The 16,798-nt window shown below is 40.8% G+C and carries 12 protein-coding genes; 3 read left to right on the plus strand and 9 right to left on the minus strand.

Going from position 1 to position 16,798, the window contains the following annotated elements; genetic code table 11:
- Positions 1-46: 46 nt before the first annotated feature.
- Both AC1RRY_RS04450 and AC1RRY_RS04455 read left to right on the plus strand, forming a co-directional pair.
- Complete coding sequence (locus AC1RRY_RS04450; protein WP_492817820.1) at positions 47-1,009, plus strand: alpha-E domain-containing protein; 963 nt, start codon at positions 47-49, stop codon at positions 1,007-1,009.
- Between the two features lie 124 nt (positions 1,010-1,133).
- Positions 1,134-1,874, plus strand: coding sequence for a proteasome-type protease (locus tag AC1RRY_RS04455; RefSeq protein WP_492817819.1), 741 nt, complete (start codon positions 1,134-1,136; stop codon positions 1,872-1,874).
- A gap of 99 nt (positions 1,875-1,973) precedes the next feature.
- On the opposite strand, the gene glmM is transcribed toward AC1RRY_RS04455, so the two are convergent.
- The 7 genes from glmM to AC1RRY_RS04490 form a co-directional block, all read right to left on the minus strand.
- The gene (gene glmM, locus AC1RRY_RS04460) at positions 1,974-3,377 is read right to left on the minus strand and encodes a phosphoglucosamine mutase (protein WP_492817818.1); all 1,404 of its coding nucleotides are present in this window, start codon (positions 3,375-3,377) and stop codon (positions 1,974-1,976) included.
- A gap of 165 nt (positions 3,378-3,542) precedes the next feature.
- Positions 3,543-4,382: a transglutaminase family protein gene (locus AC1RRY_RS04465; RefSeq protein WP_492817817.1), complete on the minus strand. Its 840-nt coding sequence runs from the start codon at positions 4,380-4,382 to the stop codon at positions 3,543-3,545.
- Between the two features lie 44 nt (positions 4,383-4,426).
- Complete coding sequence (locus tag AC1RRY_RS04470; RefSeq protein ID WP_492817816.1) at positions 4,427-5,602, minus strand: efflux RND transporter periplasmic adaptor subunit; 1,176 nt, start codon at positions 5,600-5,602, stop codon at positions 4,427-4,429.
- Positions 5,603-5,614: 12 nt separating this feature from the next.
- Complete coding sequence (locus tag AC1RRY_RS04475) at positions 5,615-6,826, minus strand: TolC family protein (RefSeq protein ID WP_492817815.1); 1,212 nt, start codon at positions 6,824-6,826, stop codon at positions 5,615-5,617.
- Complete coding sequence (locus AC1RRY_RS04480) at positions 6,823-9,945, minus strand: efflux RND transporter permease subunit (protein WP_492817814.1); 3,123 nt, start codon at positions 9,943-9,945, stop codon at positions 6,823-6,825. The genes AC1RRY_RS04475 and AC1RRY_RS04480 overlap by 4 nt, the downstream gene beginning before the upstream one ends.
- A 105-nt stretch (positions 9,946-10,050) precedes the next feature.
- Positions 10,051-10,392, minus strand: a complete 342-nt coding sequence (locus AC1RRY_RS04485) for a hypothetical protein (RefSeq protein ID WP_492817813.1) — start codon at positions 10,390-10,392, stop codon at positions 10,051-10,053.
- Positions 10,393-10,531: 139 nt separating this feature from the next.
- On the minus strand, positions 10,532-11,530 hold the full coding sequence (locus AC1RRY_RS04490) for a glycoside hydrolase family 43 protein (RefSeq protein WP_492817812.1): 999 nt from the start codon (positions 11,528-11,530) through the stop codon (positions 10,532-10,534).
- A 255-nt stretch (positions 11,531-11,785) separates the two neighbouring features.
- On the opposite strand from AC1RRY_RS04490, the gene AC1RRY_RS04495 reads away from it, so the two are divergent.
- A complete protein-coding gene (locus AC1RRY_RS04495) occupies positions 11,786-14,155 on the plus strand; it encodes a PQQ-dependent sugar dehydrogenase (protein ID WP_492817811.1) in 2,370 nt (789 codons plus the stop codon).
- A 57-nt stretch (positions 14,156-14,212) separates the two neighbouring features.
- On the opposite strand, the gene AC1RRY_RS04500 is transcribed toward AC1RRY_RS04495, so the two are convergent.
- The gene (locus AC1RRY_RS04500; RefSeq protein ID WP_492817810.1) at positions 14,213-15,283 is read right to left on the minus strand and encodes a Gfo/Idh/MocA family protein; all 1,071 of its coding nucleotides are present in this window, start codon (positions 15,281-15,283) and stop codon (positions 14,213-14,215) included.
- Between the two features lie 288 nt (positions 15,284-15,571).
- The gene (locus AC1RRY_RS04505) at positions 15,572-16,765 is read right to left on the minus strand and encodes a M20 metallopeptidase family protein (protein WP_492817809.1); all 1,194 of its coding nucleotides are present in this window, start codon (positions 16,763-16,765) and stop codon (positions 15,572-15,574) included.
- Between the last annotated feature and the right edge of the window lie 33 nt (positions 16,766-16,798).

A 16,798-nucleotide genomic window follows, 5' to 3' on the forward strand; every position in this document is an offset into this window, starting at 1 on the left:
TTCGTTTGCTATCTTTGGTTGTCATCAATGAAAACCAAAGATTATTATGTTAAGCCGAGTTGCCAATTCTATTTATTGGATAAATCGCTATATAGAACGAGCAGAGAATTACTCTCGTTTTATAAGTGTAAACCTGAACCTTGCCCTTGATGCCCCCGGTATTTTAACAGAACAATGGGAGCCTTTGTTGATTGCTACTGCCGATAATTATGGTTTTTATGAATTTCACACCAAAGCCAACCGGAACAACGTAATTGACTTCCTTACCTTTGATAAGCGTAATCCGAACTCTATTTACAGTTGCTTATCTGCTGCCCGCGAAAATGCCCGTACAATACGCGAAAGCATCACCAAAGAAATGTGGGAACACATCAATATTTTTTATCTGAAAATAAAGGAGACGCAATCTGCCAAAAACTGGGATGTTGAGCAACTGCAACAGTTTTTTACGGAAATAAAAGACGGATGCCAGCTTTTCTGGGGAATTGTCGATTCTACTGTAACACGCAATGAAGCATTTCATTTCGGACGAATGGGCCGCTTTCTGGAACGTGCAGATAAGACATCCCGTTTTCTGGATGTGCGTTATTTTATTTTGTTACCTGACGACGAAGCCTTTGGCTCTCCTCAGGAATTGTTGATCTGGACATCAGTATTGAAGTCTGTAGGAGCATTTAATATGTATCGGCAGGAACACCGGGTAATTAACCCCTCGCATATTGTTGAGTTCCTGGTTTTGGATAAGAGCTTCCCCAGATCGGTATTCTATTGTATCAGACAAGCTGAGCTTTCATTGTATGAGATTTCAGGTCATAAAATTACCGAAGGTTATTCTAATCCTGCCGAAAAACAGGTAAGTAAACTCAGACATGAAATAGAATTTACTGAAGTTGAAGACATTTTCAATAAAGCATTGCATCCGTATCTGGATGAGTTTCAAATCCGGAATAATAATGTGGCCAAGGCAGTATTTGAGACCTATTTTGGGTTGAAGCCTGTTGAGGTATAAATTAAATCAAGTAAGATAGCAATTAGTAAGATAGCATTTTTTACTTTTGTGACTTATTTTAATCAGTGGTGAATGCTGCTTTCATTGCTAATAACCGAGGCGGCGACCCGTCAGATGTTCTGATATGACTTTTTGTTTGGGAGTAAAGGTAGCTAAGGGAATTGTAGCCATAGCTGATACACGTATCACTTCGGGGAGCGAGGTTTCTACGAATAAAAAAGTTTTTATTCATCAGTCGAAACAACATTCGATGTTTATTATGACTGCGGGTTTGCGTTCAGTTCGTGATAAAGCCATTACCTACTTTAAAGAGGTACTGGAGCAACAAGACCATCGATTCGATAAAATGTATAAGGCAGTAAATGCCTTTGGTGAACAGGTGAAGCGGGTAGCAAGCGAAGACAAGATGTCATTGAGAGAAGCCGGGCTGGCCTTTAATCTGTCGGCATTAATAGGAGGGCAGCTTGAAAATGATGATGAGCATAAATTGTATATGCTGTATCCGGAAGGCAACTGGATTGAGGTAACCGAAGGTTCTCCTTTTATTATCATCGGCCAATCCAATTATGGTAAACCTATCTTATACCGCAATTTAAAATATACCACTTCATTGCAGGAGGTACTTAAGTTGGGTTTTCTGGCGTTTGATTCTACACGTGTGAGTGCCAATGATGTTGATTTCCCTATAGATGTTATTCTATGTGAAAAGAATGGCTTTAATATGGTTGAGCACAGGTATGAAAAGCAAGATCTCGAACAAATTTCATATCAGTGGAATGCACTTCTGAATGCTTCCGTGCAAAAGCTTTCGACCGATTGGATGGAACCCATTTTCAGCAAGTCTTTGGAAGAAGTCAGGGAATAATTCAGAATATGAGTCTTTCTGAAATTATATTGATATAAAATAAAGAAGCGATTAGAGTCTCTACCCTAATCGCTTCTTTGCGCACGGACTTAATCAATCCTATTTTGCAATTAGCTCCTTAATATCTCTTATAATTTTATCGGCCAGATTTGAAGCTGTGGTTTCAAATTCTGATTCGGCATAAATACGGATTATCGGTTCTGTATTTGATTTACGCAGATGTACCCATTCTTTTTCAAAGTTGATTTTTACACCGTCTTCTGTGTTAATAGGGTAACGCTCGTAGCGTGTCTTTATATTTTCCAGAATATCATCTACGTTGATTTCCTGTGTAAGCTCGATTTTCTTTTTGGCAATATGATAGTTTGAATAAGTTTTTCTTAAAAAACCTATTGACTTGCCGAATTTGGCCAGATGGCTTAAAAACAACGCAATGCCAACAAGTGCATCTCTGCCATAGTGTAGTTCGGGGTAAATGATGCCTCCGTTACCTTCTCCACCTATTATAGCATCCACTTCTTTCATTTTAGCAACCACGTTTACCTCTCCAACGGCTGCTGATGAATGTTCTCCGCCGGCTTTAACGGTAACATCTTTTAAGGCAAGCGTCGACGAAAGGTTAGAAACCGTATTCAGGCTTTTTTTCTTTTTATCAGATGATAAAATGTAGTCAGCCACAGCTACCAGTGTATATTCCTCACCGAATGGTTCGCCGTCTTCACATATAAAAGCGAGGCGATCTACGTCAGGGTCTACTACAATGCCCAGGTCGTAATTGCCTTTTCTGGTTTCGGCAGAAATTTCTCTCAGGTTTTCAGGCAGGGGCTCAGGATTATGCGCAAAAACACCGGTCGGTTCACAGTTAATCAATTTGATTTGTGTTACACCCAGCGCTTCAAGCAATTGCGGTACTGCTGTGCCTCCTGTTGAGTTAACGGCATCAACAGTTATTTTAAAATCAGCTTTTTCAATGGCTTTTTTGTCTACTAAAGGTAAGGCCAGTATTAAGCCTATATGTTTTTGGACATAGGTGTCATCATAAGTCACTTTACCAAGGTGTTTCACATCAGCAAAGTCAAAAGCTTCGGCTTCTGCGATTCCCAGCAATTCGGCGCCATCATTTCCAGAAATAAATTCACCCTTTTCATTCAGCAATTTAAGCGCATTCCATTGAATAGGATTATGACTGGCAGTAAGAATGATACCCCCAAGTGCCTGTTCAAGAGGAACCGCTATTTCAACTGTCGGTGTGGTTGAGAGACCTAAGTCAATCACATGAAAGCCTATACCAACTAAGGTTGAGCTAACCAAATCTGATACCATTTTACCCGATAGGCGGGCATCCCGTCCAATTACTACTTTAAGCTCAGCACCCTGATTTTTCATTTTGAGCCAGGTACCATAAGCGGCAGCAAACTTTACAATATCCAGAGGAGTTAAGGCATCACCACTTTTACCGCCGATAGTTCCACGGATACCTGAAATAGATTTAATGAGCGTCACTTTAAATGGGATTTGGAGTTTTTGGAAATTAGGTATAACACATTAAAGATACTATCTGAAATGGAGTTTAGCATAGCTATAATCTCTGCAAAGATACAAAAAAACTAAACCTTTTGTATGTACTTTTGTATAGGTGCGTATAAAATTCTATAAAGGCAGAAGAGATCAGATACGTTTAATGTTTACATAGGCATTCAATTGAGACTTTGCAGTCCCTCTGAATCCCCCTGTAATCGGGTTAATTAATTCGGGCTGGGCAGAAGATGCCAGCGTGATATAGTGATTATCAATTATTTTACCTTCGGTAGGGTCAAAGCCTCTCCAACCCGCACCTGGTAGATACACCTCTACCCAGGCATGAAGCTCATGTGCCTGTAGCTGGCTTCCATAGCAATAACCGCTCACAAACCGGGCAGCAATACCTAAAGATTTGCAACAGGCTATCATCAGCACCGCATAGTCACGGCAGGTGCCCTTTCTGTTCAGAAGTGTCTTTTCGGCCTGATTAGCCAATCCTTCCAGTCGTTTTTCGTATATGAAACTTTGTTTGATGTACTTTGAAATTCTGGTCAGAAAATCAGTGGTTTTCCAGTTTGCCTCGGCTGCTATCTGGCGTGCAAACTGGTGAATCAGTGTAGTTACACCCGTCATGTTTAAATAAGGGTGTAAGAGAGAAGCTTCCTTTTCAGGATAATTAAAAGGTAATTTCTCGGCACTGAAAGGAAAATAAATAAAATGAAATGGATTTGTAGAGGTCGATTCTATTTGGAAAGTAGCTCTGAAAGAGAGTTCTTCACAAGAAGAATTGATATAGGCAATGTATTGCGCATTGCCTTCCACATCAATATTTTTATATAATATATTAGCTGCCGGATTAATTTCAAGCTCGAAATTGCTTACCTGCTGATGCGGAGAAGCTTTGGGGGACAAATAAATATAGTGCGGTGTCAGAAAAACAGGTTGTGAATATTTATAATGTAAAGTATGTTCGACGCTTAGAATCATAAATTGTTTATTAAGTACATCTACCTGAAAATCTGAACAAAAATTTATTCTTCATCAGTTCCGTTCATTCCCGATAAAAAATGTCCGTTGCTAATCACGACAGACTTTGTATGGTCGAATTCTGTCAGGGGCTGTATTTCGATATTCCGCCCCTGTACACCGCCCAATTTAACAGGTATTTTTCTGAAAACTACTTCTTTTTCATTTTGTTTTTCCAGTATCAGAATAAAATCCCCATCACTCTCCCGAAGTACGGCACTTTCAGGTAAGGTTCCGGCCAATCTTGTTCCGGTCAGAATTTTGGCATTTAGAAACATACCGGGAATCATTTTGCGCTCCTGTTGTTCGTTGTCCGGATGTACATGCACACTCACCGCTTTGGTTTCATCTTCAAAGGCCTGTCCGACCAGAAACACAGTCCCCGTTACATGATCACCCAATCGTTTATCATCAATCAGCACTTTTTGCCCTTTCTGAACCTTGAAAACGTCTTTTTCCAGCACCTTTAACTCAATATGTAAATCGTCTTTACTGATGAGTTCAAATAGAACATCACCAGGTGATACCGATTTGCCGGTGTTGATGTTTGTATTTTTTACATACCCGCTAATGGGAGCTACAATACCTATGGCTGTTGAAATATCACCCTTTTTTAAAACAGCCATATTAATGCCTGATAATTTCAGCTTGGCTTCCAGCGATTTTGTTAAGGCCAGATTGCTGTTAAATTCGGCTTCGGCTTGTTGCAATTTTTTCTTTACACCAATATCTTCTGAATTAAGAGTTTGCTGGCGTTCCAGTTCTTTTTGAAGAAATGCAGCATGCGCAACTGCCTGAAAATAATCTTGTTGCAGCTGAATAAACTCGATTGACTCAAAAGTAGCCATAACAGTGCCTTTGGCAACATATTGCCCGGGGTGCGAGCTGCCGGAAGAGATGGTTTTGACAAAACCTGCAATAGGTACACTTATGAAAGCGGTGTTTTCTGGCGGAACATCTACCATGCCGGTGGTCTTTACCTCATCATTCATCGGTATTTCGCTGAAACCGCCTAATTCAAGATGCAGATTTTTAAATTGTTCAGCCGATATTTTTATTTGTTCCGTTGTTTTGGCTACTTCCAAAGTATCGCTGGATGTGGTGGTTGAAGTGTCTGCTTTCTTTGAGCAGGACACCAGACCTGAAATAAGTATTAAATACAGAAAAAAATATGTTTTCATTTTGAATGTCGTTTATTCGATTCCTAAAAGTGTTTCTATCTGAATGATAGTCTGATTAAAATTCAGAACTGTTGAAAGGTAGCCGTCTTTGATTTGCCAGGCCTGCTGATTGTTCTGAATCAGTTCGACATAATCTATCTCACCGCTCTGATACCCCTTTATCGTATTTTTTATCAGCAATTCAGCTTGTGGTAAAGCGTAGTTTTCATAATAATGTAGAGAACTGCGGTATTTATCGTAGGTCATTTTGAGTATATTCAATTGCCCGTTCAATTGCGTCTCAACATGCTTAAGCTGCGATGAAGCTATCTTTTCACTCACTTTTGCCGCTTCTATTCTCGATTTTTGGGCTTTGGTAAAAATAGGCAAGCCGATTCCACCCGTTACAATCATTTGATTGGCATAGCGGTCAATACTCTGATTGATAAGGCCGACCCTGAAATCAGGCTTTAGCTTTTGTTTTTCGAGATTAGTTTGTTGTTCGCTGATAATTGTTTGCTGTTGATATACCGACAATGTTGGGTTATTGAGCAATTGCAGCGATTCGGCAATGAATGAAGTGTCGCGTATCACGGGAATACTGAAACTGAATTTGAAATCCTGCTCGTTGTTCAACAATAACCGATAACTCTGGTAAGCGGCCTCTTCCTCTTTTTCAAGAATTCTCAACCGGTTGTTGATTTCTTGCAGGCGTACTTCGGCGCTTATTTTTTCCAATGCATTGGACTCTCCGGTTTTGTATCTGGACAAAGCGATTTGCATCGCGCTTCGGTAAACGCTATCCTGTTGATTCAAAGCCTGTTTTAGTTGCTGATAATAGAAGAGCTGGTAGTAGAGCTGTTTCAGACTACCGACAAGCTCATTCTTTAATAAGGCCTCATTTTTCTGACTGGCCACTACCTGGCTTTTCTGCAAGTCGGCTTGTGCCTGATACAGTTTCGGATGAGCAAATTGCTGCACTACGCCGAGCATATAATCATTGGTATAGGCTGCCTGGGTTCGACCCAATTGTAAGTCGAAATTAGTTTTGGGTAGCTCTTTTGCTGTTTTAATGAGTATCTGCTGCCCTTCCGTTTCCAGACTGCCGATTTTCAACAGGTAATTGCTTTTGTAGGCTAACTCAATGCTTTGCTGCAAGGTCATTGTTTGTCCCAGGGCAGTATGGCTACCTGCAAGAAATAGCCAGACTAGTACATAAGTGTATTTCAGGGTTTTCGTTTTCATTGAACTTTGTTTTTAGAAAATAGGGTGTAAATAACCGGCAACACAACCAGTGTAAGCAGCGTGGCAGAGACTAAACCGCCAATCACCACCGTTGCCAGTGGCTTTTGCACTTCGGCGCCTGCTGAACCTGAAATTGCCATAGGTAGAAAACCCAGCGATGCAACAGCGGCAGTCATGATAACCGGACGGAAGCGATTTTTAACGCCCTGGAATGTTCGATTGTAAATATCATGATGGCCTTCTTCTTCCAGTTGGTTCAGATGGCTGATTAACACTATACCGTTCAATACAGCCACTCCGAAGAGCGCAATGAAACCTACTCCTGCCGAAATGCTGAATGGCATGTCTCTCACCCAGAGCGCAACGATACCCCCAATGGCCGAAAGCGGAATAGCTGTGAAAATCATCAGCGCCTCTCTAAATGAACTGAAAGTGAAATAAAGCAGCATAAAAATGAGGAGTAATGCCACAGGTACGGCAATGCTTAGTCGGTCTTTGGCTTTTTGCAGGTTCTCAAAAGCGCCGCCATATACATAATAGTATCCGGCCGGTAGTTTTACCTGCGCATCCAGTTTCTGGCGGATTTCATTTACCAGACTTTCTACGTCTCTGTTCTGCGGACTTACGCCAATAGTTATCCGGCGGCGGGTGTTTTCGTGCGAGATTTGCGCCGGAGCAGTGATGTATGAAATCGCCGCAACCTCTTCAAAATTAATATAAGAACCATTCGGCAGTTTTATGTACAGTGCTTTTACGCCTTCAATATCGTTCCGATAGGTAGAGTCCAGCCTGAGCACCATATCGAAGCGTTTTTCTTCTTCAAAAACGGTTCCGGTTTTTTCTCCGGCAAAAGCCGTTTTCAGAATCAGATTCAGGTCTTCAATATTAAGGCCATATTGCGCCAGTTTTTCACGTTTATACACTACCGATATCTGAGGTAAGCCAACCAGACGCTCAATTTTTATACTGGCTACTCCGTCTATTTTTTCAATTACACGTGCACAGGCATTGGCTCTTTCTGCCAGTTTTTCAAGGTCGTTACCGAAAATCTTCACTACAATTTCAGACCTTGAGCCTGCTATCATTTCATTGAACCTCATCTGTATAGGCTGTGTAAATTCTACACTCATGCCGGGTACTTCCCGGTCAATCACACCGGCCATTTTTTCAAACATTTCTTCCTTACTTTTGGCAGACACCCATTCCGACTTATCTTTCATTGAAATCATCAGATCCGACATCTCCACAGGCATAGGATCGGTCGGTACTTCAGAAGCACCGATACGCCCGACTATCTGTTGTATTTCAGGGAAATGTTTTTTCAGTGCATTTTGTGCTCTGGTGGTGGCTTCAACGGTGGCAGTGAGCGAGGTTCCCGGCGGAGTCTGAAAGTCGATAGCAATATCGCCCTCCTCCAGAGTCGGTATGAATTCGCCGCCGAGTGTAGTAAAAATACCGAGGCTAAGTAAAAACAGACCGAAAGCAAGGCCTATCACGAGTTTCTTTTTTCCCATAGCCCATTTGAACAAAGGTATATAGGCTTTGAAAATGGAATTAACTATATTATCTGATAGTTTAAAATGCTTGTTTCCCTCGTTTTTCAATAGCAATGCCGATACGGCAGGCACATAGGTTAATGACAATACCAATGCCGACACAATAGCCAGACTAACCGTAATAGCCATAGGTTTGAACATCTTGCCTTCAACACCGGTCAAAGTAAGCAATGGCAGGTAAACCGTAAGAATAATGATAACCCCGAAAATGGCCGAATTCAATATTTTGGAAGTGGCTTTGAAAACGAGACCGTCCATTTCCGGCTGAGATAATTTTGCCTTTTGGGGCAGATGCCTATTGTCTTGCAGATAATGCAGAATACCCTCAACCACTATTATGGAACCATCAATGATAAGACCAAAATCAATGGCTCCAAGACTCATTAAGTTGGCCGATATACCAAAGGTGTTCATCAGGCTGAGTGTTACGAGCATCGAAAGCGGAATAACAGAAGCAACCAACAAGCCGGCCCGGATGCTCCCCATTAACAACACCAGCACAAAAACCACAATCAAGCCGCCCTCCATCAGATTCGTCTCAACCGTGTGTATTGCCTTGTCAATGAGTTTGGTGCGATCTATAAAAGCATTGATTACGAGACCTTCCGGCAGGGTTTTCTGAATACGCTCTATTCTTTCTTTTACACCTTTGATGGTTTTTTCAGAATCTGCTCCTTTTAGCATGAGTACAACCGCACCTACGGTTTCACCTTTTCCGTTTTGGGTCATGGCGCCAAACCGGTTGGCATGCCCGAACTGAACCGTGGCTACTTCTCTTACCAGAAGAGGTACACCGCCTATAGTTTTAATCACTATATTTTCTATGTCGCCAAGGGCTTTGACTGTGCCTTCACCTCTGATGAAATAAGCCTGATTATTCTTCTCGATATAACTACCTCCCGTATTGGCATTATTGCGGCTTAGGGCGTCAAACAACTCTGAAATACTGATATTATTGGCTCTTAGGCGTTCAGGATTGGCACTGACTTCATATTGCTTCACGTATCCGCCAAAACTGCTAATCTCAATAACTCCTTTCACACCAGCCAGTTGTCGTTTTATAATCCAGTCTTGTATGGTGCGCAGGTCGGTTAATGAATAGCGGTTTTCATATCCTTTTTTAGGGATAATCGTATATTGGTAAATTTCACCCAGCCCCGTGGTAATAGGGGCGAGTTCGGGTTTACCAAATTGAGAGGAAATTTTGTCTTCTGTGGCCTTTAGTTGTTCGGCTACCAATTGCCTTGCCTGTAACATAGGCATTGACTCGTCGAATACAATGGTGATAACCGAAAGACCCAGGCGAGAAGTGGAACGTATTTCTTCCACTCCCTGTAGATTCGCCATTTGTTGTTCAATCGGCGAAGTAATGTATTGTTCAACTTCCTGAGCTGCCAGTGTAGGGGTTTGAGACAAGATAACAACCTGATTATTGGTTACATCGGGTATGGCATCTATGGGTAGTTGTGTAAGGGAGTATCCTCCCCAACCAACCAGACCCAGTACCATCATACCAATAATAATTTTATTATTGATACTGAATTTTATAATAGCATCAAACATGATGTTGACGGGAAATTTAAAAATAGAAATTGTGAGAAATAAGCAATCAGCTGTGAATCCGGACGGTGGACTCCTGCTAAAAGTTTTTACAGAAAAAGAAGAATATTAGAAACGGGGTGGGTTAAGCAGGCTTTTCTCAGCAGAAAAGAAATAATTATTCAACCAACTGAAGTGATCTTCTTTGGTAACGAAAGTCAGAATTGTGGTATTGGAAAATGAAATGAGCGTAGGAATAACGTATAAATAACTTACGCCGTTGATATCAAAAGAAGGTAAACTCGGATGCTTGGTTTTAGCGTGTTCTGAATTGGCTGAGTAGTGCATCACGAGAAAATCCCAAAGATTAAAGTCTTTGGGTGCGTCTCTTTTGTGTTGGTAATAGTGCGTAACAAGTTCCGAAAGTTTAATGGATTGACTCCAGTTAACTTTCGGAACTAGACTACCCAAAAAGATAGTGATAAACAGTATGACAGCTACGAATCGCCGCAATTATTTATAGATGTTTTGCACAAATATAGATAATGCAGATAGATCGGGTAAATTAAAATCGACAAATGCGACCTTTTGGCAGATTTTCGGGATAATCTTATTTGATTATACTTTTTTCAACGCCCTCGTTGGTTATTATTACAGGCTTGATTAGCCCTTGCTCATCAAAATGCATTTTGTCGATACAGGTAACACGTGAGTTTCTGTCAGTTTCATCCAGCGGTCTTCTGTGATACACGATGTACCAGTCTTTGCTGCCTTCCGCATGAAGAACCGAATGATGCCCGGCTCCCGTAGCAATAGCCGGATTCTGTTGCAGTATTTTACCGATGCGCTTGAATGGCCCGAATGGCGAATCTGCAATAGCATACGCTACACTATAATGAGGGCCTGTCCAGCCACCTTCCGACCACATGAAATAATATTTGCCGTCTTTTTTAAACATAATTGGGCCTTCTACATAATTCTCAGGAGTAATTTCCTTGAAAATACTACCATCTTCAAAAGGAATAAACCCTGTAAAGTCTTTTTTAAGATGAGCAATGTTGCAGTGTTTCCAACCTCCGTAAATCAGGTAATATTCGTCTTTGTCTTTAAAAACAAACTGGTCGATAGGTTGCGCACCATTTTGAAATTTGTCAATCAATGGTTTGCCTAAGTAATCTTTATAGGGGCCTTCTGGTTTGTTGGCCACGGCAACACCTATTCCTCCCAATTCTTTATCACTCTGAATATCGTTAGCTCCAAAAAACAGGTAATACTTTTTGTCTTTTTCTATAATAGCAGGAGCCCACATAGCCTTCTTAGCCCATTTTACTCTTGTGGTGTCAAGAATTTTTTCGTGCTTTGTCCAGTTTACCAGATCTGATGAAGAAAAAGCGTCGAAAAACACCTGCTTGGTATAGGGTGCCGAGAAAGTAGGGAAAATCCAGTATTTTTTACCAAAAATGGCTCCTTCAGGGTCAGCATACCAGCCTTGAAAAACCGGGTTTCCGGCCGTTTTTTTATCTTGCGCATTCGCATGCCAGCAAGAAATCAGCATGAATAAAAGACAAGCTTTTAAGAGCGTCGAAAATCGGATAGATGTTGTACTCATAAGTATGGGTTTGGTGAAACGGATGAAAGAAATTTGAAACGTAAATATAGATTACATTTGGGTTATTTTTTCATGCAGACTGCATTTCCTGTGTGTTTATTCTGTAAGAAGAAATCATTTATTAAAGAAGTAAATACGGCGATTAGTAAAATTTAGTGAGTTCAATCAAGTAAGAATCCGTATATTTGTGTAATACAATCAGCTTTTTTCGTTATTATATTCGACTTAGTTATAATTACTTATCATCTTAATCTTATGATAAAAAAAGTACATTATTTGGTATCCGTTTTGCTGTTTCTTATAATATTACCCAGCTATGCGCAACCTCCCGGTTTTATTGATGAAAAAGTATCTGATAATTGGACTATTCCGATAGGGCTAACTTTTGACCCGCAAGGAAGGATGTATGTGTGGGAAAAAGCAGGAAAGATATTTATGGTCGAAAAGGGGGTGAAATATCCTACCCCAATTATTGATATAAGTGAGGAAGTACTGGACTTTGGTGATCATGGATTGAATGGAGTAGCGTTAGACCCTGATTTTTTAAGTAATGGATATATTTACTTGTTATATACTGTTAAAAGACATCATGCTTTAAATTTTGGTACACCGGATTATGACCCAAACAAAAGTGAAGACTTTAAAACTTCTATAGCCCGTGTTACCCGATACACACTCAATAAAGGAGATGGATTTAAAAGTGTGGATTACGGTAGCAGAAAGGTATTACTTGGTGAAAGTATTTCAACCGGTATACCGATACTGGTAGATAACCATGGCATAGGCTCTTTGGTGTTTGGTAAAGACGGTACACTTCTTATTTCTACAGGAGACACCTCCTTTTTACATAGCGTCTCACCTTTTGATGATCAGAAGAATCCCTGGTATCTGGAAGCTATTGAATTGGGTATCATTACCCCTGAACAAAATGTGAATTCCTATAAAAGTCAGGTATTAAGTTCATTGAATGGCAAGATATTGAGAATTGATCCTGAAACAGGCGATGGAGTATCTTCCAATCCATTTTATGAAGAAGGAAAATCCAGATCGGCTAAGTCAAGAATATGGGCTTACGGTTTCCGTAACCCTTATCGATTCGTAGTAAAACCGAATACTGGTAGTGTGAATCCAACCGATGGCAACCCCGGACTTATATTTGTAGGTGATGTAGGTTGGGAAAATAGAGAAGAGATAAATATTATCAGTAGAGGTGGTCAGAATTTCGGTTGGCCGGCTCATGAAGGAATAGATTTTACAAATCAATTATTTAGTGATTCAACGTATCTGCCGGTTAATCCAACCAAACCCATTGTAGAATGGCGCGGGCCTTTAGCACAAGGATTGGTAAATGGAGAAGCATATGGAGTCGGCTCTTCGCAATTTAAGGGAAAACCATTTTCGGGAATTGCCTCAATAGGCGGGATATTCTATACTTCGTCATCGTTTCCTGAGAATTATAGAAACCTGTACTTTCAGGGTGATTATGAAGGCTGGGTGAAAGCTTTCAGATTAGATGAAAATAACAATCCGATTGAAGTGATAGATTTTACTGACAAGGTCTTCCCGACTTGTTTTGCCGTAAATCCTGTTGATGGCAGTATCTATTATGTGAGTTATGACTACCCGGAAACAGATCAGATCAGAAGAATCTATTTTGATCCTAGTGCGAATCTCAGACCTATTGTGGTAGCAGAGGTAACACCGAATTATGGTAAAACTCCGCTATTTGTTGTGTTTAAAGCGAGCAATTCAAGAGACCCTGAGAATGGGCCTTTAACTTTTCATTGGAATTTTGGTGATGGCGAAACGTCGAATCAGGCTGACCCTGTGCACGTTTATATCGGTAGTGAAGACCACCAGATTCAAGAAGCTACGGCTACATTGACAGTAACCGATAATGTAGGAAAATCTGATACCAGGGTATTTAAAATTTTTTTAAACAATACTCCGCCTAAAATTATCAGTACAAGTATTGATGGTATTTATGTATTTCAGAATAAAGCAAATTTTCCTATTAACCTTTCTGCAACTGTTACTGATGCAGAGCATACTGACTTAACTTATCAGTGGCTGGTTGTGTTACATCATGATGAGCATACCCATTTTATAACGAGCTTGAAAAAATTAGACGGGCAAATTGTTTTAGGACAAGTGCCCTGTGATAACCAGAAGTACTTTTATAGGGTAAGTTTGGTAGTAACCGATCCTATGGGTTTAAGTACTACTTTTAGCAGAGATATTATACCCATTTGTGAGGTAAAACCCGATCCTGACCCTGACCCAGACCCTGATCCAGACCCCGATCCAGATCCCGATCCAGATCCCGATCCGGATCCTGACCCAGATCCCGATCCGGATCCTGACCCAGAGGAAATTATATTGAGTGTTTATCCTAATCCCACTCAAAGCGGTATTTCCTTACTTTCAAATAAGGATTTTGACAACTACTTTGTGAAATTGAGTTTGGTTGATAGCAAAGGACAGGTAATTCTTAGACGAGATGGGTATTGGATGAATTTGAAAAACCAGATTAACAAAGATTTGGCAGGCCAAAGTATAGGTATGTATTTTCTTACTTTAAATTACGGAGACAAAAGTAAGGTTTTCAGAATTTACAAAGAATAGATAATAAAAAGACCGGATAGCTGTATAAACTATCCGGTCTTTTTAAAAATAATAACCTTATAAATACACCACTTGTCCTGTTTTGACAGATTCATCGCAGGCAAAGGCAATTTTCAGACTATTGACTGCATCCTGAACGTGGTCTGTCAGGTCAATGTCTTCCTGAATAGCTTTCAGAAAATATCTTTGTTCTCTGTTACAAAGCTCCTGGTGATCCGGTTCATCAGTCAGATTAATCCAGGTATCTTCTTTAGTGAATTGATTGTTTGCATCAATATCAGCATGGTGGAAACGCAGCGATTCTGTTTTGGTATGTGAATCTACATTGTCTGATTTTCCACTGCCACCGGCTTCTTTAGCTACAATAGATACACAGCCTTTCGGGCCGATTACGTCTTTTACAAAAAAGGCGGTTTCGCTCATCATCGGGCCCCAACCTGCTTCATACCAACCTACTGAGCCATCTTCAAATCTGATTTGCAATTGGCCGTAGTTATAATTATCAGCGGCAATGTCATCGGTTAGTCTTGCACCTATGGCAGTAACTTGCAAGGGTTTAGAGCGGGTCATCTGGCACATTACATCAATATAGTGTACACCACAATCTACAATGGGGCTCAGGCTTTTCATCAGGTTTCTGTGTACATCCCACATAGTGCCGTGGCTTTGCTGATTCAGGTTCATACGCATAACCAGAGGCTTTCCGAGTTGGTGCGACAGCTCCACGAACTTTTCCCATGACGGATGGTGGCGCAGAATATATCCAACAACCACTTTCTTTCCTGTTTGTCTGGCTACTGCTGCTACTCTTTCGGCACCTTCTACTGTATCAGCCAATGGTTTTTCAATAAATACGTGTGCGCCGCTTTCGAGGGCTTTTATCGCAAATGCTTCGTGGGTATCAGGATAAGTCGAAATACATACCGCATCAGGCTTGGTTGCTGCCAACGCTTCATCATAATCTGAGAACAGGGGATAGCCTCCACCCAGGCGTTCATTCAGTACTTCTTTACTTTTACCGGTAGAGACAATACCACAAATTTCAAATCCACCGATGGTTTTATAGGCAATGGCATGAGAAGCACCCATATTCCCACAGCCAACTACTAATACTCGAATCTGACTCATAAGTTTTGTTATACTATTTAGGATTGTTCAATTTACAATAGAGAAAACCTTTTCAAGACTTGTTAAATTACAAATTTACTTTCTTATTCGTTCCCGTCCCAGCTTCGTAGTAAGTTTCTGATAAGCCGATTAAGAGTATTTGGATTATATAATTTCAATTATTTTTGAAAATATAGTATGAGTTGTTTGGATTGTAAATTTTATATATTTTATAAATATATTATTTTCTGAATATTTCATTTAAATTGGAAATTTTGCGCAATCACAATTTCCAGTTGCAAAATAGAATTATGTATTCTGCAGTTCATGAATAGCCAACCATGACATCAATCCCGGACCAATTTCAAGTGCTGTTTCGTCGATATCGAAAGTTGGTGTGTGTACCCCAGAAACGATGCCGCGGGCTTCATTTCGGGTGCCTAGTCTGTAAAAACAAGAATCTACCACCTGCGAATAAAAAGCAAAGTCTTCACCGGCCATCCATAAATCAAGGTCAATCACGTTTTCTTTGCCCATGTATTCTGTAGCGGCAGATTTTAGCCGACGCGTCAATTCAGGATGATTTTTGAGGTAGGGGTATCCTTTCACAATTTCAAAATCGCAGGTTCCGCCCATCGCTTCTGTAATGCCTTCAGCCATTTTTTTCATACGACGAAGCCCGTCTTCTCTCCATTCTTCGTCCATACAGCGGAAAGTACCCTGAATAGTAACCTCATTGGGAATCACATTGGTTACCCCATCGGCAATGAATCGTCCGAAAGAAAGTACAGATGGATTCGCCGGTTTTCTGTTTCTGGAAATAATCTGCTGCAGAGAAACAATTACATGCGAAGCTATCAGTACCGGGTCAATCAGTTGGTCAGGCATGGCGCCGTGTCCTCCTTTACCTTTAATGGTCAGGTAAAGTTCATCCGTACTCGCCATATACATTCCTTCACGGAAACCGATTTTTCCCACCGGTACGTTGGGCGCCACATGTTGCCCTATCATGCTGGCTGGTGCAGGGTTTTCCAGAACCCCCTCTTTAATCATTATAGAGGCACCACCTGGTGCTTTTTCTTCTGCCGGTTGAAAAACAAGCTTTACGGTTCCTTCAAATTCGTCTTTTAACTGATGCAGAATTCTGGCTGTTCCTAATAGGGAAGAAGTATGTACGTCGTGCCCACAGGCATGCATCACCCCCTCATTAACCGATTTATAAGGAACATCGTTTTTCTCAAAGATAGGCAGGGCGTCCATGTCAGCCCGTAGTCCGATGATTCTACTTTCCGGATTGCGCCCTTCAATAATTGCCACCACACCAGTATCGGCTATGCCTTCCTGCGGAGTCAATCCAAGATCTTTCAATTTTTGTGCAACAAACCGGGCCGTATTATATTCCTGAAACGAAAGTTCAGGGTTAGTATGCAGGTAACGACGATTCGCAACGGTTTCAGAGGCATACTCTTTTGCCAATTGTTTTATTTTTGAGTCGAGAGACATAAGCACAGAAGTATTTAATAAAACGAAGCAGAG

This window comes from Emticicia sp. GW821-FHT11C11 (assembly GCF_058808615.1).

What these genes read in the sequence shown, in the direction of transcription:
- AC1RRY_RS04450 (WP_492817820.1), top strand. Translation starts at nt 47, where the DNA reads ATGTTAAGCCGAGTTGCCAATTCTATTTATTGGATAAATCGCTATATA.
- AC1RRY_RS04455 (WP_492817819.1), top strand. Translation starts at nt 1,134, where the DNA reads ATGACTTTTTGTTTGGGAGTAAAGGTAGCTAAGGGAATTGTAGCCATA.
- AC1RRY_RS04465 (WP_492817817.1), bottom strand. Translation starts at nt 4,382, where the DNA reads ATGATTCTAAGCGTCGAACATACTTTACATTATAAATATTCACAACCT.
- AC1RRY_RS04470 (WP_492817816.1), bottom strand. Translation starts at nt 5,602, where the DNA reads ATGAAAACATATTTTTTTCTGTATTTAATACTTATTTCAGGTCTGGTG.
- AC1RRY_RS04475 (WP_492817815.1), bottom strand. Translation starts at nt 6,826, where the DNA reads ATGAAAACGAAAACCCTGAAATACACTTATGTACTAGTCTGGCTATTT.
- AC1RRY_RS04480 (WP_492817814.1), bottom strand. Translation starts at nt 9,945, where the DNA reads ATGTTTGATGCTATTATAAAATTCAGTATCAATAATAAAATTATTATT.
- AC1RRY_RS04490 (WP_492817812.1), bottom strand. Translation starts at nt 11,530, where the DNA reads ATGAGTACAACATCTATCCGATTTTCGACGCTCTTAAAAGCTTGTCTT.
- AC1RRY_RS04495 (WP_492817811.1), top strand. Translation starts at nt 11,786, where the DNA reads ATGATAAAAAAAGTACATTATTTGGTATCCGTTTTGCTGTTTCTTATA.
- AC1RRY_RS04500 (WP_492817810.1), bottom strand. Translation starts at nt 15,283, where the DNA reads ATGAGTCAGATTCGAGTATTAGTAGTTGGCTGTGGGAATATGGGTGCT.
- AC1RRY_RS04505 (WP_492817809.1), bottom strand. Translation starts at nt 16,765, where the DNA reads ATGTCTCTCGACTCAAAAATAAAACAATTGGCAAAAGAGTATGCCTCT.